Genomic DNA, 19,863 nt, shown 5'->3' on the forward strand with positions numbered 1-19,863 from the left:
ACAGGGGTAACCCCCCTGCTTCTCCAGAGACCAGAGCATTATGATGTAAAAAAGAAACCCACGTCTCAAAATGACGGGGTTTCTCGACAATCTGAAGAAGCTTTCCCGTAGGGAAAGCTTCTTTAGTCAGCATTTTGCATAATTCGATTCCCAACGCTTGTAAGTACAGTATATAGACGAATTAAAGCATTTCGATCTATATACTGCTGATTTGAAAACGCTCCTGGGATTTATGCAAAATGCCCTAGTCTGATAATTAAATGTTAGACCACAACAGTCAACAAGTAATCCTCACGCTTCACTTCAGTTTCCATTGTGTTCAATACGTCCAGGTATTGAGCGGAATTTGTTACGATAATCGGCGTAGTCGTTGTATAGCCTGCCGCCTTAATTTGTTCGATATCAAATTCGAGCAACAATTGCCCTTGCTTCACTACATCACCCTCTTTGACGCGCTTGTCAAAGAATTGTCCTTTCAGCTTCACTGTATTCACACCAACGTGAATCAGAATTTCTGCTCCGTCATTGGAAGTAATACCGATGGCATGTCCGGTTGGGAATACGGTCGTAATCGTTCCATTGACAGGAGATGTCAGCACACCCTCTGTAGGATCAATAAGGATTCCTTTCCCCATAGCACCTGAAGCAAAAGCAACATCAGAAGATTGTTCCAAAGGCAATACTTTACCTTGCAGTGGGCTTACGAGAATTTCTTTCTCGATTGTCACTTCTTTCTTTATAGGCGCAGCTTCTGTTTTTGCAGTTTCTTCTTTTGGATCATCAAAGCCCAAAATCATAACCAACACAACTGCGAGTACAAAGGCAACGAGCAAACCGATGACTACCCACAAGAATCCAGCTCCAAAATAAGTTGGCAGCGCCAGTAAACTAGGCAGGGAGAAGGATTTTGCAGTCGCTCCGCCAGAAGCGATAATAGCGCCCCCAATACCACCGGATATGCAAGCATAAATGAAAGGTTTTTTCAATTTCAAAGTTACACCATAAATCGTTGGTTCTGTAATCCCGAATACAGCTGCCAGTGTAGAGGAACCCGCCAAAGCCTTCATTTGAGTATTTCGTGATTTCAGGAATACCCCCAGTGTTGCACCGGCTTGAGAAAGTACGGCTGCTGTAAGCATTGGAAGCATCGTGTCATAACCCAATGTTTGAATATTGGACAGCATAATAGGAACGAAGCCCCAATGTACACCGAAAATAACAAACACTTGCCAGAATGCACCAGCCACAGCTCCGGCGATCAATGGGCTTAAATTGTATACCCATGTAAAACCGTTCGCCAAGCCTTGACTGATCAGGTTACCGACTGGACCAAAGGCCAAAAACGTCAACGGAACAACAACTAGCAGTGATAGCATAGGGACGATAATGTTTTTAACCGATTGATGAACAAAGGAATTAAACCAACGTTCCACATAGGACTGTACCCATACCGCGAGAATAATTGGGATTACGCTGGAACTGTATTTTATCAGAATGATTGGAATCCCGAGAAAAGCCAGTTTTGCCGGATGATCCACCGCTGCAATAACATCCGGGTACACGAGTGCTCCAGCAACTGCGACCGATACAAAGGCATTTGTCTTAAATTTACGGGACGAAGTAATAGCCAGGAATATAGGCAAGAAATAAAATACGCTGTCCGAAGCGGCGTTCAAAATGAGATACGTACCGCTTGTAGTATCAATCCAATGAAGCGACGCAATTAAGGCCATAATCCCTTTGAGCAAACCTGCTCCGGCAAGAGCACCCAAGAGAGGTGAGAAAATGCTGGAAATGATATCGACCGCTTTGCCGAGAACATTTGTTTTTTCGGAAGATTCTTCCTTTTTGGCATTAGGATTGTCTGCATCCTGCAAATTCGTTTCTGCCATCATATGCTCAAATACTTGACCTACATTGTTGCCGATGACCACTTGGAACTGGCCGCTGCTTTCCACCACTGTAATGACACCAGGTGTTGCTTCCAGTGCAGCTTTGTCTGCTTTTGTGCGATCTTTTAATTTAAATCTCAAGCGTGTAGCGCAATGGAATACGGAATTGACATTCTCTTCGCCGCCAACGAGAGTCACTATTTTTTTAGATAGTTCTTTATCACTCATATTTAGAACTCCTTATGGGTTATTCTTGCTACTGATAGGGTTTACCGTTTACATTTGTTGCTAAGATGCGCCGGCATGCATCTTTTTAACCTTGTAAACAAGAAAAACCTAAACTCGTGGTGAAAACTGCGCACTCTTCCTATAAGGGAACGTCGATTTCACCATCAGTTTAGGTTTTGCCTGCCTTACCAGTCACAATCCATGAACGATGAGGGGTATGAAGTTGTTAGTCTTATATGTTATTACGCTCAGTTACCCGATGAATATGGATAGTTAGATATACGTATTCATCCTTGCTTAAATATTGATCGTATGTTTTTTCCAGATACTCATTGATCTTTTGGGCGCAAGCAAAAGCTTCGGTATACGTCTGCTTCACCTGGTTGTACAAGAATTCTTCACCACTGTGAATGACTTCTTTACGAATCACTCGCATCGCAAAATATTGCAAATGTGTCAAAAATCTCGAATAGCTAAAAGAAGACTCATCTAGCACAATCCCGTAATGGTACGTAATAATGTTCAATATATGTTGGACAATCTCAGTCATTTTCAGTGTAGATTTCATTTCGTTACCGTCAATCCGTGCATTCACCATATGCAATGCAATAAATCCCGCTTCATCTTCGCCCAATTTTACTCCGAGCGTATTTTCAATTTTTTGGAGAGCATCCAGTCCAACTGCAAATTCTTTTTTGTAAAAGCGTTTAATTTCATACAGCATCGCGTTTTGGAGTGCCAGTCCTTTTTCTTGCCGTTGTATGGCAAAATGAATATGGTCGGTCAACGTTAAATAAATATTATCGCTTAACTCCGTATCCAACACTTCTGTTGCATGGGTTACGATTTCATTCACGACCTCCAGATGAGATACAGGAATATCGTTCAGCAGCTCGGTTAGTTTGGCCGTGAACTCGTTTTCATTTAACATGAAAATCTTATCTATTTTATCATCATCGACTTGATCGCCAGCCACCTTTTTGAAGGAAATACCTCTTCCCATCACGATGACCTCTTTGCCTTTATCGTTTTTAGTCAATAGGACGTTGTTATTGAGCACCTTCTCAATAATCATTGAAGTTCCCCCTCCCATCCTTTACCAATAAAAAATGCCTAAGCACAATTCAATACTATTGTTAGCAATAGTACTCAATTGAACTCAGGCATTGCCCGCATCACCGGTCACAATCCTTCGATATAGTGCTATTGTAGCACAAAAAAAAGCGATTTCAACATTTTTTATTCTGTTTCGACAAAAAACATTTTATATCAAGACCCTTTTGCCTAATTTGCAAGTAAAGCGTTACCTTATGTGGTCGTACGTTCAATGAGGCTGTACTCTAGCGAATGAAGCTCCATTTGGCGTCCAATCAGCTGGGGGGAAAGCATGAAAAAAGCATTTTGTGCTTGAGCCATGATGGGATTTTGAATGGTTGTAATCCCCAACGTATGCGACAGCTCCGTGTTATCAAACCCAACAATCGCCAGATCTCCCGGTACGTTCAGCCGTTGTCTGCGTGCTTCGCAGAGAATGCCCACAGCTACATAATCGTTAGCACATAAAATAGCCTCTGGGAATTCCCCCCGATGCTGTAACAAATCCCGTACGACCTGTTCGCCATCACGGATATTATAAATTGAAGAGTGATTCCAGTGTTGCAACACTGACAGATTGTGCTCACTCATGATCTGTTCATAGGCTCGTTGTCTGCTATGGGTATTGATGCTGCTCGGACGACCAAAAGCATTGGCTATACGGGTATAGCCTTTTTGTATCAAATGCTTTAATGCTAGCATGTAACCTTCATATTGATCCATTGCGACGGAGCGAATATCGGTATGCTCCATTCGTTGCCAGGCCACGATCGGGCCATATTTACAATAGGTACTCAAAAAATCAGTGTCATTCACGCAGGAAATGATGACCAGCGCGTCGACTCTTTTTCTTTTTAAATCTTCAAAAGCTTGAAGCTCTTTCTTTTTGTCTTCTCCCGAAGTATAAATAATGGTCTGGAATTCATATTGTCCGGCGATTTCTACAAAGCTGTCCAGAAAAGCAAGAACAATTTCATTAATCGTTGAAGTGATGATACCAATCTGAAGCGTCTGACCCTTGGATAGGGAAATGGCATTCCGATTAGGAACATAATCTAATTCCTGCATGATTTTCAAAATCTTAGCTCTTGTTTCATGACTGACATGGGGGGACTGATTTAATACTCTGGATACCGTAGCCTTGGAAAAGCCCGCCAGTTTTGCAATTTGATCAAGATTCGACATGGTGCTTCTCCTCACATAAGAAAAAAATACTTGACATGAAACGCGTTACAACAATTAGGATGCTTATGAGGGCATTACATCTATTTTAAAGCATCTGTCAATGCATTTCAAAGGAGAACGGTTACCGTTAGGTATGGATTCACATTTGCAGCATTTGATGGGATTACTTAGGCCAAAGTAAAAATCTTATATACGGAAAGAGGTCTTTATACCATGACGAAGATGCTAAAAGGATTTCCGAAAAACTTCTTGTGGGGCGGGGCAACTGCAGCCAACCAATTGGAAGGTGCTTTTGACGTAGATGGAAAAGGCTTGTCCAGCGCAGACATGATTGCTTATGTACCCAAAGCGGAACGTAAGAACGATCACGCTATAGAGATTTCGTCCGAGCGACTCGAAGACATTTTGGCAGGCAAAGTCAATGCCCGTTTCCCAAAACGTGAAGGTGTGGACTTTTACCACCACTACAAAGAAGATATTGCATTGTTCGCTGAAATGGGCTTTAAAGTATTTCGTATGTCCATCCACTGGTCGCGGATTTTCCCGAATGGCTATGATCACGAGCCGAATGAAGCAGGATTGCAATTCTACGACAATGTATTTGATGAGCTGCGCAAATATAATATTGAGCCCTTGGTAACATTGTCACATTATGAAACACCGCTAGGTCTGACTCAGAAGTATAATGGCTGGCTGGGTCGTGAAGTCATACAGCATTACGTCAATTATGCCGAAACGGTGTTTACACGCTATAAGGATAAAGTAAAATACTGGCTGACCTTTAATGAAATCAATGTAATGACCATGAGTCCGTTCACCGGTGGCGGTGTGGTTATTGACCGTGTAGAAAACAAACAGCAAGCGATATATCAAGCATTGCATCATCAATTTGTAGCTAGTGCACTGGCAACCAAACGGGGACATGAGATCATCCCGGGTGCTCAGATCGGCTGTATGTTGGCACGTATAGAAAGCTATCCACATACGTGTAACCCAGCGGATATACTGAAAGCCCAGCATGAAAATCAGATGAACCTATTCTTTACGGATGTGCATGCCCGTGGGGAATATTCCAACTATATGAATCGTTATTTTGAAGAAAATAATATTGTGATCCAGACAGAACCCGGCGATGACGAAATTTTGAAAAATAATACGGTTGATTTTATCTCATTTAGCTACTACATGACCTTGACCGTATCGGCAGGTCCAGAAGGCGAGAAAGCAGCAGGAAACCTGATTGGCGGCGTGAAAAATCCGTATCTGCAGTCCTCCGACTGGGGATGGCAGATCGATCCGATCGGCCTGCGTGTTACACTGAATACGTTTTATGATCGCTATCAAAAGCCTCTGTTCATCGTGGAAAATGGCTTGGGTGCATATGATAAGGTGGAAGAGGACGGCTCTGTGCATGACACGTATCGCATTGATTACTTGCGTCAGCATATTGTCCAAATGAAGGAAGCGATTGCCGACGGTGTTGATCTGATTGGTTACACCAACTGGGGCCCTATCGACCTTGTGAGCATGTCTACTTCCGAAATGTCCAAGCGCTACGGATTTATTTACGTTGATCTGGATGATGACGGTAACGGAACGCTCAAACGCTCCAAAAAAGACTCTTTTAACTGGTATAAAAATGTGATAGCAACCAATGGTGAAGAATTGTAATTTCATATCGTCTCGGGCGGGTATAGCAGAGGACATCCTAAGGATGCAATCTGCTGTACCCGCTTTTTTGATAGACATAATAATATTTCAGAGGGCTTCACAAACTTTTCACTTGTAATAAGCTGAAAGTTTTCTGTATAATGAATAAAAATTTCATATGTCTGGTTGATGTTTGCGGGAGATGGAACGAAAGTTCCGACCGAAGGGGCAAAACTCTCAGGTGCTTAGGCTGTTTACAGCCACAAGCGGGGACCGTAAACGGACAGAACTCTGGAGAGACCCTTAATTGGGCGCCGAAGGTGCACCGCAGAGAACATCTGCTTAAACTCTCAGGCAAAAGGACAGAGACGCGAATAACCTGTGACAGGGAATGCCCTAGGCTTTTTTATGAGCTATTAGAGGCAGAAACCTGCACAAGATGGTTGTATTTTTTCGTGCCTTTAACCTCTCCAGGAGTCGAATCAGCTGATTTGACTCTTTTTTGTTTTCTAATATGCTGGAGGAGCGGGTTGAAATGAATTTGGTACATGTGTTAGAAGCGATTAGCAGTTGGATATGGGGGGCGCCTCTCATCATTCTTGTCATGGGAACGGGGTTGTGGCTGACCATACGTCTGAAAATGTTGCAGGTATTCCGCCTGCCCCTGGCGATCAAGCTGATCGGTAAGGCCCCGAATGAAGGCAGCGGGGATGTAAGTAGTTTTGCGGCTTTGAGTACGGCGCTAGCGGCTACAGTTGGCACAGGAAGTATTGTCGGCGTAGCGACAGCCATTAAGCTGGGCGGGCCGGGTGCCTTGTTCTGGATGGTCGTTGCAGCCTTTTTTGGGATGGCGACGAAATATGCGGAAGGTGTACTTGCAGTAAAATACCGGGTGAAGGATCGGAATGGACAATTTTCCGGCGGCCCGATGTATTATATTGAGAAAGGTCTAGGACGTCGTTTTAAACCGCTGGCGATGCTGTTTGCTTTTTCGGGCATGCTGGTGGCGTTGTTCGGGATTGGAACGTTTCCGCAGGTCAAAGCGATTGTATCTTCGACGGAAAACAGTTTTGGCGTTCCGCCCATTGTAACGGCACTGATTATAGCTATCCTTACTGGACTGGTTACTATTGGAGGACTCAAAAGCATTGCCAAGGTATCGACGAAGGTCGTTCCTTTTAAAACAGGCTTGTACGTACTGATCTGTCTCATCGTACTGATTCGGTTTGCTGACCAGCTTCCTGCCGCAATTGCGCTGGTGCTCCATTCGGCATTTTCAACTACATCTGCAACGGGCGGATTTGCCGGAGCTACGATTATGCTGGCGATGCGAAGTGGGGTAGCCAGAGGTATTTTTGCCAATGAGGCCGGATTGGGGAGCGCACCGATTGCAGCCGCAGCTGCCAAAACCAAATGGCCTGCGGAGCAAGGGTTGATTTCCATGACAGGCGTGTTTATTGATACGATGGTTATTTGTGTGATGACCGGGTTGACGCTACTGGTTAGCGGTGTGTGGAGCGGGCCTACCGATGCGGGTCTGATGACTCAGCAAGCATTTTCCAGCGCATTCCCGCTGGGGGCAGAACTGCTCACAATTATTCTGATTATGTTCGCGTTCACCACCATGCTCGGCTGGAACTATTACGGGGAACGCTGTGTTGAATATTTGCTTGGGGTCAAGTGGATTAAGCCATACCGTTATCTGTTCATTCTACTCGTTGGCGGGGGCGCGTTCATTAAACTGGATGCGATTTGGCTGCTGGCAGATATCTTTAACGCAATGATGGCTTTCCCGAACCTGATTGCACTGCTCGGCTTATCAGGCATTGTCGTTGCAGAAACCCGAACCTATATGGATTCTCTGAATTCTAGTAAGAAAAAGGGCATTCTTGCAGGTGCCAGTGTAGGGGCAGCTATTCAAGTAGAAGAAAAGGGACAAACGGTTAATTCATAAATTTCAAAAGGGAGTGCTCTCAGCCATCACAGGCTTGAGGACACTCCCTTTTGAATGTTATAACGATGCACGCAAAATAGCTAAAATATCTTCTTGATTCAGCTTTTTATAATTACCGAAGCCTCCATATTCCATTTCACGGGCTGCAATGGTTGCGATTTTTTCCAATTGCTCATCATTAATATTGTAATCGGCCAGGGTGGAAGGGGCACCGAGACTTGTCCAGAATGCACTAAGACGGTCAATACCCTCCAAAGCGATTTCTCTATCTGTTTTATCTACGGTGTCTAAGTCAAACATGCTGAGCATCAGCCGTTTCATGCGTGCAGCATCCTGATCCACCGTATGTCTCATCCAGTTGGGGAATAGGATCGCCAGACCGCCAGCATGAGGAATATCATATACAGCAGATAATGCATGTTCAATCGTATGCGAAGCCCAGTCCCCGAAGTAGCCCATTTGCAGTGTTCCGTTAAGAGCAATCGTTCCGGCATATAAAATCGTTTCGCGATGCTCGTAGTTGTGCAAATCCTCCAACAGCTTAGGTGCAGTTTCGATTACGGTTTGCAGCACGGAAAAGCACATACGATCTTGCAACGGTGTATTTTTAACATTGTGAAAATACTGTTCAAATACATGGCTCATCATATCCACCATGCCATATACCGTCTGATCACGTGGCACAGAGAAGGTGTTTTTTGGGTCCAGAATCGAAAACTTCGGATGCGTCACCGCGCTGCCCCATACGTATTTTTCGTTCGTTTCCCAGTTGGTGATGACAGAATCCGGATTCATTTCTGAACCGGTGGCGGCGAGTGTGAGGATGGTGCCGAATGGTAGAGCCTCGGTCGGCATGTGCTTTTTGTTGATAATATCCCACACATCGCCGTCATATTTAGCCCCTGCTGCGATGGCTTTGGTGCAATCAATAACGCTTCCGCCGCCTACTGCAAGTAAGAAGTCGATGTTTTCATTTCGGCAAATGTCGATGCCCTTCTTAACGGTAGACAAGCGCGGATTCGGCTCTACGCCGGACAATTCATGAATGTTAAGATGTAGCGGCTCTAACGCGTTTAATACCTGGTCATACAGACCATTTCGCTTGACACTTCCGCCTCCGTATATCAGTAAAATATTTTTGCCGTAATTCAGCAGCTCCTGCTGCAGTTCTTCAATTTGATTGTCTCCAAATATTAATTTGGTGGGGTTATAATATGTGAATTTGTTCATCTGGAAAGTTCCCCTCAGTTCATAGTTCATGTTCAAATCGTAAATCGCTTAACCTGATTGCCTGTTGAATACCTAACTTTACCATGTAAGCTATTTGAAATGACGATTAACTATTATACATGAAATGAATAAGGGAATTCAAGTGAATCTAATCTTTGACCGCACCAGCGGCAAGATCGGAAATAAACTGGCGGCTAATGAAAAGAAACAAAATAATAAGTGGCAGTACAGCAAGCAGGGTGCCCGCAATGACCATCGCATAATCCGTATTGTAAATCCCGTTTAACTGTGACAGTGCAATCTGGAGCGTGAATTTACGCTCATCCGTTAAGACGATTAGCGGCCATAAATAATCATTCCAGGCTCCTATAAAGGTAAACGCGCCGAGAAAAGCGAACGCAGGACGTAGAATAGGCAGTGCTACATTCAAGTACAGTCGAAAAAAGCTGCATCCGTCCATCCGCCCCGCATCCAGCAGCTCCTTTGGAATGGATTCTTCCGCATATTGACGAATCCAGAAAATGCCGAAGGCATTTACCATCCCCGGGATAATAAGCGCTTTGAACGTACCTACCCATCCAAAGGCGGCCATCATGACAAAGGAGGGGACAAGCGAAAGTTGTGAAGGGACCATCATGGTAGCTAGCAGAACGATAAATAGCACTTTTTTGCCCGGAAAATCAAACTTGGCGAATGCAAAACCTGCCAGTGAATCGAAAAACAGAACCAATAAGGTAACAGAACCGGCTACAAAAAGGGTATTAAAAAAGGCTCCGGCAAAATTAATCTGCTGTAATACTCTAGTTATGTTATCCAAGAAGTGGCTACCAAACCACAATTGCGGTGGAAAACGATAGATGTCTGAAGTTGTACGGGTTGCCATAACGATCAGCCAGTAAAATGGAAACATCGACAGGATGATTCCCACCAACAATCCGGCATATAAAACAAAGGATTTTGCACGTGTCTGTATCATGTTGTGAAGCTCCTTCCCATCGTTATTTTTTACCTTGAACGAGTTTCCAGTTGATGATGGAGAATAGAGCAATGATGAGGAACATGCCCCATCCGACGGCTGCACCATATCCAAAATAGTTGTTAATGAACGACTCGCGGTACAGGTATAAAACGATGGTCATGCCACTTGCCCCGGAACCGCCGTCATTACCGACCAGGACCTGTGGCTCGGTGAAGAGTTGCATACCGCCGATGGTGGACGTAATGACCGTAAACAGAATGACTGGGCGCAGCATGGGGATAGTGATGCGGAAAAAAGCTTGCGCTCCGGTTGCTCCGTCTATTTTGGCGGCCTCATACAGCACATGCGGAATACTCTGAAGTCCGGCCAGATAGATGATTGCGTTATAGCCCATCCATCTCCATACGACCATAGAAGAAATGGCAATTTGGATACCCCATGGCACATTCAGCCATTGAACCATGGGCAGTCCCAAGAGTTGCAGAAGGTAGTTGAGAAATCCGAAATTGTTGGCAAATAAGGCACCAAATATGATGGCGACAGCCACAATAGACGTCACATTGGGCAGGAAGAATCCAACTCGCCATAAGGTGCGCATTTTCACAAATGGGGCATAAAGCAGAAAGGCAATAATCAGTGCGAAGAATAGCATTGGAATCGTTGCATACACCCAGATCACAAAGGTGTTGCCTACAGCCTGCCAAAATTCATGATCTGTTACAAGGTAGCGAAAGTTGCCCCAGCCGTTGTAGGTCATGTCTCCGATTCCGTCCCATTTGTGAAACGCCAGGTATAATGAAAAACCAATCGGAAACAGTCCAAAGATGCCAAACAGCAGATAAAACGGCGAGATCGCAGCATAAACGGCACGGTGCTTCCAGATTTCTCTCAGCATATTGTCCACACGCCTTTTTTGAATTTTGTTTTTTTATCGCTGTAATTCCCGTTCGATTCGTTCCATGGTTTCCGTCCATAATGCATCAGGATTAGCATCCTGCTTGGCAACATTAGCAAGGCGACGGGTCACAATGCCGTGGATGACAGGGTAGCGCTCGCCGAAATAGCTGCTTTTCACATGACGTGCGGAGGCGGAGAAGATGAGTCCGGTGGCCTGACCCCCAAAGAAAGGCTCGGGTATCCCCATGATAGGATCGTTATAGACGCCGGGAGTGGACGGGAACAGACCGATTTTGTGGTAGGCTTCCAACTGGTGTTCCGGGTTTTGCAGCCAGGTCAGGACTTCAAAGGCTTCTTTGGGATGTTTGCTGGATTTGAGGATAGAAATGAACGAACCACCCAGGTTGCCGTCTCCTCCAGGAGCACGGGCGACTCTCCATTTGCCCGCTGTATCCGGCGCGGCCTCTGTGAGAACTTGCTTCATCCAAACAGCCCCTACAAAAGAGGCAATTTTGCCGTTATTGACCGAAGCGTTCCATTCGGGAGTCCAGCCATCCGCATTGGCGAGCAGATGCTTCTTGTGGAAATCGACAGCGGTTTTCCAGCCCAGACGGATGTCAGGAGATTGATTGCCAATATAGCTGCCATCCGGCTTGAAGTAGAGGTTTGTATGCTGAGCGAGCACTTGATTGTAAACGTTTACAATATTATCAGCCAAAAACGAACGGCTTCCGAATTTCTGCTGAAGTTGTTCTCCGGCTGCCATGTAATCATCCCATGTGCGGATCGAGGCACTAACCTTTTCAGGATCACTAGGCAAGCCTGCTTGCTCAAATAGATCGCTTCGATAGAAGAGGGCAGTAGGCCCAGTATCCATGGGAAATGCAATCATTTTACCATCAGGAGTGATCCCCTGATTCCATTTCCATTCCAAATATTGATCTTTTAGGCGGTCTGCTCCGAGTTCCCTTAAATCATAAAAACGATCCGCACTAGGAAATAGCTCCACCATCCAGTCGTTCAGAGCTACGATGTCTGGTTCACCAGAACGAGCTGCGAGCGTTGTCTTCAGTTTAGCTTTGAAGTCACCACCTATTTTTTGAGTTTTTAATTCAATGTTGGGAAAGTGTTTTTCCGCTTGGGCGAGTAGTTCATCATCAATGGAACGGTTCCAATACCATAATGTAAGCGTTATCTTTTTTCCGTTTGACAAATTAGTTTCAGATGATTGACTTTCAGAGAACGAGGGTCCACTACAAGCACTGAACATAGTGAGAAAAGTAAGACATAATACCAACCATTGTACTGTCTTCACATCATTTCCCTCCTTGCTGTCTGAGATAATCTGCCTGCTAAACAAGTTGTAAATGGTTTAGCTCCATCATATGAAGCTGTTACCCATTTATGTGCATTGCCTTAACCAAAAACAAAAAATTTGAAACGTTTATCCATAAAAAAAAGCACGTGCGTCTGTTATATGAAGAACGCACGTGCTTAAGTTAGGGATTCAGCTCATGACATCAACCGCTGTATTTCATCTTTCAGAATTTCGGACCGAGTCCCGAAAATGACCTGTAGGGTACCGTTACCAAGCCTGATGATTCCCGACGCTCCGAGCCGCCTGAGAGCTTGATCGTTAACTGCTTTGTCGTCTTTGACGACAAGACGCAGCCGTGTGATGCAGGCATCAATACTTAGGATATTGTCCGAACCACCGAGATAGGTTAGTATTCTGCCTGCCTGACTGGACGGAGTGTCGGATGTGGCGCTTGCCTTTCCAATGGGTACAGATTCGTTAGCCTCAGACAGGTGACTGTCTTCTCCATCATCTTCACGCCCAGGAGTTTTTAGGTTGAATTTGAGAATGATAAATCGGAACAGAAAGTAATAGATGAGGGCGAAGACAAGCCCGACCGGGATCATTCGCAATGGGTGAGTGGAGAGTTTCATATTGACCAAATAGTCAATGAGTCCTGCTGAAAAGGAAAAGCCCAGTTTGACATCCAATAGGTATACGACCAGGCCGCTCAGGCCTGTCAGCAGAGCATGAACGCCGTAAAGCAATGGTGCAATGAACATAAACGAAAATTCGAGGGGCTCGGTAATTCCGGTCAGGAACGATGCCAGCGCAGAACCGATGAAAATGGAAGCGACGGCTTTACGTTTTTCCGGCTTAGCCGTATGAATGAATGCGAGAGCGGCTGCCGGGAGAGCAAACATCATAATAGGGAAGAAACCGGACATGAATAGACCAGCTGATTTATCGCCTGCAAAGAAACGGGTCAGGTCACCATGAACAACTTCGCCAGCTGCATTCGTATAGTTACCAATCTGAAACCACGCGATTGAGTTTAGTACATGATGCAAACCGAGCGGGATCAGCAGCCGATTGGCAATCATGAATACCATTGATCCGATTCCGCCAAACCCGACAATCCAGTTGCCGAAGGCTGCAATCCCATCTTGTACCGGACTCCAGATCATTCCGAGCAGAATGGCCAGAATCATGGTCGTGAAGGCGGTAATCATGGGGACAAAACGTTTGCCTGAGAAGAAGCCAAGCCAATCCGGGAGCTGAATATTATGATATTTTTTAAACAGAAAAGCAGACCATCCACCGATAAAAATACCACCCAATACGCCCATGTCCAGCTTGACGTCGTCTGGAATATATGCAAATATACCCGGCACTGCCGCCAAAATACGGGTCAACACCATATAGGCAATGACTGCCGATAATGCGGCTACTGCGTCGCCTGCCAGACCAATGGCAACACCAATGGAGAAAATGAGCGCAAGGTTACCGAAGATAGCCCCCGCCCCCTCGTTCAGAAAAGGAGTGACATAATGATTCAGAAATCCGCCAACTACGGGACCAAACGGTATATCCGTTTCATAATTAATCAGAGCTAATCCTTGCAAAATCCCTGCGGCGGGTAGAGTAGCTACTGGAAGCATTAACGACTTGCCGATTTTTTGCAGAAATTTCAGCATAACATTCTTCCCTTCTTCATCGAGTTTGGGAGTGTCGTATTCATCCTGAAATCCTTACTTGTGCCCATTTTTTTACATCATAAATCGGGGGATCTAACATGGTCAACGATTATTTTAAGCTATGAAATGACGTAAATCCGCAGTTGACATCGCTTACATGCTTATATAGTATCAAATTTAAGTTAATAATCGTGACGGAGACAAGAGAGCCACGCAGACATCCCATGGTATAGCACAGGGTTGATTTGTGATGGCTTTTCTTTTTTTTGTGCGATGAAAGCGATCAAAATCGGGTGATCTATTGAGGAGGTAGGTTGTATGTCGCCATACGCAGCCGAATTCATAGGGACAATGATTCTTATTGCCCTAGGTGGCGGAGTGTGCGCAGGGGTGTCCCTGAAAAAGTCATTTGCCCACGCTTCCGGCTGGATTGTGGTCGGAATGGGTTGGGGGCTTGCGGTAGCTATTGCGGTGTATGCAGTGGGTCAAATCAGCGGAGCGCATTTGAATCCGGCAGTTACACTCGCGTTGGCATTTCAGGGTAGTTTTCCATGGCAAGATGTATCCGGCTATATTGTGGCTCAGCTTCTTGGGGCCATGGCGGGTGCGATCATCGTCGTTTTGCATTATTGGCCCCACTGGAAAGAGACGGAGGACACAGCAGCCAAACTCAGTGTATTCGCGACAGGACCAGCTATTGATCATCCGTTTGCCAACGTGCTTAGTGAAATGATAGGTACTTTCATCTTTGTTCTTGCTTTACTGTCGTTTGGCGCCAATTCATTTACAGACGGCCTGAAACCGCTGATTGTTGGTTTTTTAGTTGTCAGTATCGGTTTATCCCTTGGAGGCACAACGGGCTATGCCATCAATCCAGCGAGGGATTTTGGGCCGCGTCTGATGCATTATTTACTACCGATTCCCGGTAAGGGAGCATCCAACTGGAAATATGCCTGGGTGCCCATTGTAGGGCCTCTGTTGGGTGGATCTTTCGCAGGGCTGTTTTATCAGGCTGTTTTTAAGGGGAGTGTGACTCCGGCTTTCTGGATTTTACTAGGGATCATCGTGATTGTACTCTTGATTACCTTCCGTATGAGTCGTACTTATAAAAATCATAAAACGGATCACAAACTTACAGCGTAAAAACGATGGATTTACACGGGGAGAGATGAACAATGGGAAAATATATTTTGTCACTAGATCAGGGAACGACAAGCTCAAGAGCGATTTTGTTCAATAGCGAGGGAGATGTAGTGTACTCGGCTCAGCGAGAATTTCCGCAATATTTTCCTCATCCCGGCTGGGTAGAGCAGAATGCGAATGAAATCTGGAGTTCTATTCTCGGAGTCATTGCCTCCTGTCTTTCCGAATCCGGTGTAAAAGCAAATCAAGTGGCTGCCATCGGCATTACCAATCAGCGAGAATCGGTGGCTGTGTGGGACAAAAATACAGGAGTGCCCGTATATAATGTACTCGTATGGCAATCACGCCAAACCTCGGACATCTGTGATGAATTGAAGCGACAAGGGCACGAGGAACTGTTTCACAGCAAAACAGGGCTGCTGATCGACCCGTATTTTTCAGGCACTAAAGTAAAGTGGATACTGGACCATGTAGAGGGCGCGCGGGAAAAGGCGGAACGAGGTGACCTGTTATTCGGTACGATTGACTCGTGGCTGATCTGGAAACTATCCGGCGGAAAGGCACATGTGACGGACTACTCGAATGCAGCCAGGACGCTCATGTACAACATTTATGAGCTAAAGTGGGACGAAGAGCTGCTGGACATTCTGGGTGTTCCGAAAATCATGCTGCCTGAGGTAAGACCTTCTTCTGAGGTATATGCGCACACCGTGGATTATCATTTCTTCGGTCAGAATGTACCGATCGCCGGTGCAGCAGGTGACCAGCAAGCAGCCTTGTTCGGTCAGGCATGTTACGAAAAAGGGATGATCAAAAATACTTACGGCACAGGCTGCTTTATGCTAATGAATACGGGGGATCAGCCTGTTGAATCTAAACACGGCCTGATTACGACCATCGCTTGGGGACTGGAGGAAGGCAAAGTGCAATACGCACTCGAGGGGAGTGTGTTTGTAGCGGGGTCGGCGATCCAGTGGCTGCGAGACGGGCTGCGTATGTTCCGTGAAGCGAAGGACAGTGAGCCTTATGCCGCTCGTGTTTCGTCTACGGAAGGAGTGTATCTTGTCCCCGCTTTTGTCGGACTGGGGAGCCCCTACTGGGATAGCGAGGTGCGCGGAGCGATGTTCGGCCTAACACGAGGGACCACGAAGGAGCATTTTATCCGCGCCACATTGGAGTCACTCGCTTATCAGACCAAAGATGTGCTTACAGCCATGGAGATCGATTCAGGTATTGCGGTGAAGACGCTGCGGGTGGATGGAGGAGCTGTATTGAACAATTTTCTGATGCAATTCCAGAGCGATATTTTAGATGCAACGGTGGAGCGGCCAGTGATCCATGAGACGACGGCACTGGGGGCTGCATGTCTGGCAGGTTTGGCTATTGGATATTGGAAGAGTACGGATGAACTTCGTAAGCGGGTGAGGGTGGAAACCTCTTTTGCCCCGAATATGGATGAATCAAGACGTGCAGACTTGTATGAAGGCTGGAAAAAGGCTGTGAATGCGACGATGGCCTACAAGTAATGATTAAGCGCTGGGTCTCTGAATATTAAACTGCAAAAAGATGACTTCTGAATCTTATCAGGAGTCATCTTTTTTAAGGCATGAGCTAACCTTTGACCTTCGTATGGTTCCAATGTTGGCCGGCTCCGCAGGAACTACGAATGACCAGTTCCGGCTCGACTTTAATACATTTGGTATCCATTTGTTTATTCATCAGGTCAAACAGCACCATAGCAGCTAGACGGCCTATTTTTTGCTTGTCTTGTTTTACAGTTGTCAGTGGAGGTTCGGTATAACGACAGGCTTCTATATCATCACATCCCACTACAGCAATATCCTCGGGTACCCTCAAGCCGCTTTCCTTGAAAGCACGTATGGCACCAAAGGCAAGCAGGTCGGTAGCCGCAAAAATAGCTTTTGGTAAATTTCCTTGCTGTATCCACGCCTTCGCGACCTGGTATCCATCTTCTGCCGCGTAGTCCTTACCATATACGACCCATTCAGGTCTGACATCAAGACTAAACCGTTTTAGTGAAGCGATAAAGGCCTCCTCTCTCTCTTTAATAACCAAGGAGGGGCGTTCAATGCCTATAAAACCCATGTCGCGGTATCCATTCATGTAAAAGTGCTCAACAACCTTCATTGAAATCTTCTGATTGTCGGACATAATGTAGCAGGAGCTGGCTCCGGTTAGCTCAATATCGACACCGATGCAGGGGATAGGGCTGGCGTCGAGATCAAAAACACTCTTCTCCACTTCATCTCCAGCGATAATAATGCACCCGTCCACTGAAAAATATTTCGAGCGTGCCAAATAGTCCTCTCCATTATCCAGAAATTTCTCATTTGAAAAAAACAGCAGATCGTAACCGAGCAAGCCAATCTGTTTTTTGAAGACATTAATGATATCTACAAAAAAAGGATGACTAAAATCAACATTCAGCTTACCAGCAAATATAACGCCTACCAGATTAGATTTTTTGGTAGCAAGTGTTTTAGCCGAGGAGGAGGGTCTATAGCCTGTTTCCTCCATGATTTTAAGTACCCGCTGCCGGGTTTCCTCACTGATGTCTGTGTAATTGTTAATGATTTTCGAAACCGTTGCTACTGAAACGCCTGCCATGCTAGCTATTGTTTTTATATTCATGGAATCCTCCGCAACTAAACTGATTTAGTTAAATTGACTTTGTTTTTCAAAATTAATGATTACTCGTATTCTATGCTACCTCATAGAAGTGAGTCAACCGTGCTAATAAAGGATGGTTCCTAATATTTTAAGGAGTAATAACGGTGATTTGTATTTTATTTGATAATTTACAAATCTCTATTTACAAATACAGGCTATCCGATACATAATAGTAGCTGTAATTAACTAAACCGCTTTCGTAAAGGTAAGTGCATTTATTCTAAGATAGCCGGAGCTGTGAAGTCTTGATTCCTGAAAGGATGATACCAAGTATGAATGAGAATACCTATACATTCCCCACCACGTTTATGTGGGGAACTTCGACCTCTTCTTATCAAATTGAAGGTGGCGTGGATGAGGAAGGAAGAACGCCTTCTATTTGGGATACTTTCTGTCAAGTACCCGGGAAGGTGATCGGAGGGGACTGCGGAGATGTGGCTTGTGACCATTTTCACCGCTTTAAGGAAGACGTGCAATTAATGAAGCAACTTGGCTTTTTACATTACCGTTTTTCCGTGGCCTGGCCGCGCATTATTCCCGCACCTGGCGTGGTTAACGAACAGGGGCTACTCTTCTATGAGCGTCTGCTGGATGAGATTGAGTCGGCTGGGCTAATTCCAATGCTGACGCTGTATCATTGGGATCTGCCGCAATGGATTGAGGACGAGGGTGGCTGGACGCAGCGAGAGACTATCCAACATTTTAAAACGTATGCCTCTGTAATCATGGATCGATTTGGACAGCGTATAAGCTGGTGGAATACGATAAATGAGCCCTACTGCGCCTCTATTTTGGGCTATGGCACAGGCGAGCATGCCCCCGGCCATGAGAACTGGAGGGAAGCTCTTGCTGCCGCTCATCATATTCTGATGTGTCACGGGATAGCCATGAACTTACACAAGGAAAAGGGCCTGACGGGCAATATCGGTATTACGCTGAACATGGAGCATGTCGATGCAGCCTCTGAACACTCCGAGGATGTAGCCGCTGCTGTCCGGCGGGATGGCTTTATTAATCGTTGGTTTGCCGAGCCATTGTTTAACGGGAAATACCCTGAGGATATGGTGGAATGGTACGGGGAGCATTTGAACGGATTGGATTTTGTACAGCCTGGTGATATGGAGCTGATTCAGCAGCCAGGGGATTTTTTGGGCATCAACTACTACGCCCGCAGTATCATTCGAGCGACTACAGACGCTTCGTTGCTTCAGGTCGAGCAGATTTCCATAGAGGAACCGGTAACGGATATGGGATGGGAGATTCACCCTGAATCCTTTTATAAGCTGCTGACACGGATTGAGAAGGATTTTACCAGAGGATTACCCATCCTGATTACAGAAAACGGAGCAGCGATGAAGGACGAACTGGTGAATGGAAAGATTGAAGACATTGGGCGTCAGCATTACATTGAGGAACATTTAAAGGCATGCCATCGCTTTATTGGGGAGGGAGGTCAGCTTAAGGGCTATTTTGTATGGTCATTCCTCGATAACTTCGAATGGGCCTGGGGATACAGCAAACGTTTTGGTATTATACACATCAATTACGATACGCAGGAACGGACACCCAAACAAAGTGCGCTGTGGTTCAAGCAAATGATGGCGAATAACGGGTTTTAAAAAGAAAAGGGGTGCACGATGCAGCAGTATTATTTTGACGATCAAGGACGTTTTGTGATTGAGAATTTTGCGCAGGCCAAGCCCTTTTCCAGTTTTCTACCCGGTATTGCTGGTGTTCAGGGAATTCCTCTGTGGGCGTATTATGTTAATCGTGGACAAGGAATTGCGAGCTTTGGTGTGGAGGATAAGAATGGAGCTATCATGGAGTTTTTTCCGGCCAACCGAACAGCTCCTTTATTGCTAGCAGTGCTAATCCTGATGCAAGTTTGCATGGAACGGGATATATCGCGAGGCTGAGCGGATCTA

The 19,863-nt window shown here is 45.5% G+C and carries 15 protein-coding genes and 2 riboswitches; of the genes, 6 read left to right on the plus strand and 9 right to left on the minus strand.

Features of this window, described 5'->3' with window-relative positions; translation table 11 throughout:
* Window positions 1–263 precede the first annotated feature (263 nt).
* The 3 genes from JOD82_RS27415 to JOD82_RS27425 all read right to left on the minus strand — a co-directional run bounded on the left by JOD82_RS27415 (window position 264) and on the right by JOD82_RS27425 (window position 4,400).
* The gene (locus JOD82_RS27415) at window positions 264–2,120 is read right to left on the minus strand and encodes a beta-glucoside-specific PTS transporter subunit IIABC (RefSeq protein ID WP_029518386.1); all 1,857 of its coding nucleotides are present in this window, start codon (window positions 2,118–2,120) and stop codon (window positions 264–266) included.
* Between the two features lie 232 nt (window positions 2,121–2,352).
* Window positions 2,353–3,195 carry a BglG family transcription antiterminator LicT gene (gene licT / locus JOD82_RS27420; protein ID WP_023990001.1) on the minus strand — a complete coding sequence of 281 codons (843 nt, stop codon included), beginning with the start codon at window positions 3,193–3,195 and terminating at the stop codon, window positions 2,353–2,355.
* A gap of 233 nt (window positions 3,196–3,428) precedes the next feature.
* Window positions 3,429–4,400, minus strand: coding sequence for a LacI family DNA-binding transcriptional regulator (locus JOD82_RS27425; protein ID WP_069011250.1), 972 nt, complete (start codon window positions 4,398–4,400; stop codon window positions 3,429–3,431).
* 213 nt (window positions 4,401–4,613) lie between these two features.
* Between JOD82_RS27425 and JOD82_RS27430 the strand changes: the two genes are divergently transcribed.
* On the plus strand, window positions 4,614–6,071 hold the full coding sequence (locus tag JOD82_RS27430; protein ID WP_069011251.1) for a glycoside hydrolase family 1 protein: 1,458 nt from the start codon (window positions 4,614–4,616) through the stop codon (window positions 6,069–6,071).
* 165 nt (window positions 6,072–6,236) lie between these two features.
* Window positions 6,237–6,313, plus strand: a riboswitch (glycine riboswitch).
* Window positions 6,314–6,331: 18 nt separating this feature from the next.
* Window positions 6,332–6,426, plus strand: a riboswitch (glycine riboswitch).
* 159 nt (window positions 6,427–6,585) lie between these two features.
* On the plus strand, window positions 6,586–8,004 hold the full coding sequence (locus JOD82_RS27435) for an alanine/glycine:cation symporter family protein (protein WP_029518389.1): 1,419 nt from the start codon (window positions 6,586–6,588) through the stop codon (window positions 8,002–8,004).
* A gap of 57 nt (window positions 8,005–8,061) precedes the next feature.
* Here JOD82_RS27435 and JOD82_RS27440 read toward each other — a convergent pair whose 3' ends face one another.
* The 5 genes from JOD82_RS27440 to JOD82_RS27460 form a co-directional block, all read right to left on the minus strand.
* The gene (locus JOD82_RS27440; protein WP_069011252.1) at window positions 8,062–9,234 is read right to left on the minus strand and encodes an iron-containing alcohol dehydrogenase; all 1,173 of its coding nucleotides are present in this window, start codon (window positions 9,232–9,234) and stop codon (window positions 8,062–8,064) included.
* Between the two features lie 148 nt (window positions 9,235–9,382).
* Window positions 9,383–10,210, minus strand: coding sequence for a carbohydrate ABC transporter permease (locus JOD82_RS27445; RefSeq protein WP_069011253.1), 828 nt, complete (start codon window positions 10,208–10,210; stop codon window positions 9,383–9,385).
* 22 nt (window positions 10,211–10,232) lie between these two features.
* Window positions 10,233–11,108, minus strand: coding sequence for a carbohydrate ABC transporter permease (locus JOD82_RS27450; protein WP_029518392.1), 876 nt, complete (start codon window positions 11,106–11,108; stop codon window positions 10,233–10,235).
* A 33-nt stretch (window positions 11,109–11,141) separates the two neighbouring features.
* On the minus strand, window positions 11,142–12,425 hold the full coding sequence (locus JOD82_RS27455; protein ID WP_069011254.1) for an ABC transporter substrate-binding protein: 1,284 nt from the start codon (window positions 12,423–12,425) through the stop codon (window positions 11,142–11,144).
* Between the two features lie 197 nt (window positions 12,426–12,622).
* Window positions 12,623–14,104, minus strand: coding sequence for a PTS transporter subunit EIIC (locus tag JOD82_RS27460; protein ID WP_069011255.1), 1,482 nt, complete (start codon window positions 14,102–14,104; stop codon window positions 12,623–12,625).
* 318 nt (window positions 14,105–14,422) lie between these two features.
* Here JOD82_RS27460 and JOD82_RS27465 point away from each other — a divergent pair, with 318 nt between their 5' ends.
* Window positions 14,423–15,247, plus strand: coding sequence for an MIP/aquaporin family protein (locus tag JOD82_RS27465; protein WP_069011256.1), 825 nt, complete (start codon window positions 14,423–14,425; stop codon window positions 15,245–15,247).
* A 32-nt stretch (window positions 15,248–15,279) separates the two neighbouring features.
* Window positions 15,280–16,773, plus strand: a complete 1,494-nt coding sequence (gene glpK / locus JOD82_RS27470; RefSeq protein WP_069011257.1) for a glycerol kinase GlpK — start codon at window positions 15,280–15,282, stop codon at window positions 16,771–16,773.
* Window positions 16,774–16,858: 85 nt separating this feature from the next.
* On the opposite strand, the gene JOD82_RS27475 is transcribed toward glpK, so the two are convergent.
* Window positions 16,859–17,899 (minus strand): LacI family DNA-binding transcriptional regulator, encoded by a 1,041-nt coding sequence (locus JOD82_RS27475; protein ID WP_029518397.1) that lies wholly within the window; start codon window positions 17,897–17,899, stop codon window positions 16,859–16,861.
* A 311-nt stretch (window positions 17,900–18,210) separates the two neighbouring features.
* Between JOD82_RS27475 and JOD82_RS27480 the strand changes: the two genes are divergently transcribed.
* Together JOD82_RS27480 and JOD82_RS27485 are read left to right on the plus strand one after the other, a co-directional pair.
* Entirely contained in the window at window positions 18,211–19,557 is a 1,347-nt protein-coding gene (locus tag JOD82_RS27480; protein ID WP_069011258.1) for a GH1 family beta-glucosidase, read from the plus strand.
* An 18-nt stretch (window positions 19,558–19,575) separates the two neighbouring features.
* The gene (locus tag JOD82_RS27485; RefSeq protein WP_029518399.1) at window positions 19,576–19,854 is read left to right on the plus strand and encodes a hypothetical protein; all 279 of its coding nucleotides are present in this window, start codon (window positions 19,576–19,578) and stop codon (window positions 19,852–19,854) included.
* Window positions 19,855–19,863 lie beyond the last annotated feature (9 nt).

Source organism: Paenibacillus sp. 1182, from assembly GCF_017833915.1.
GTDB classification, from domain to species: domain Bacteria; phylum Bacillota; class Bacilli; order Paenibacillales; family Paenibacillaceae; genus Paenibacillus; species Paenibacillus polymyxa_D.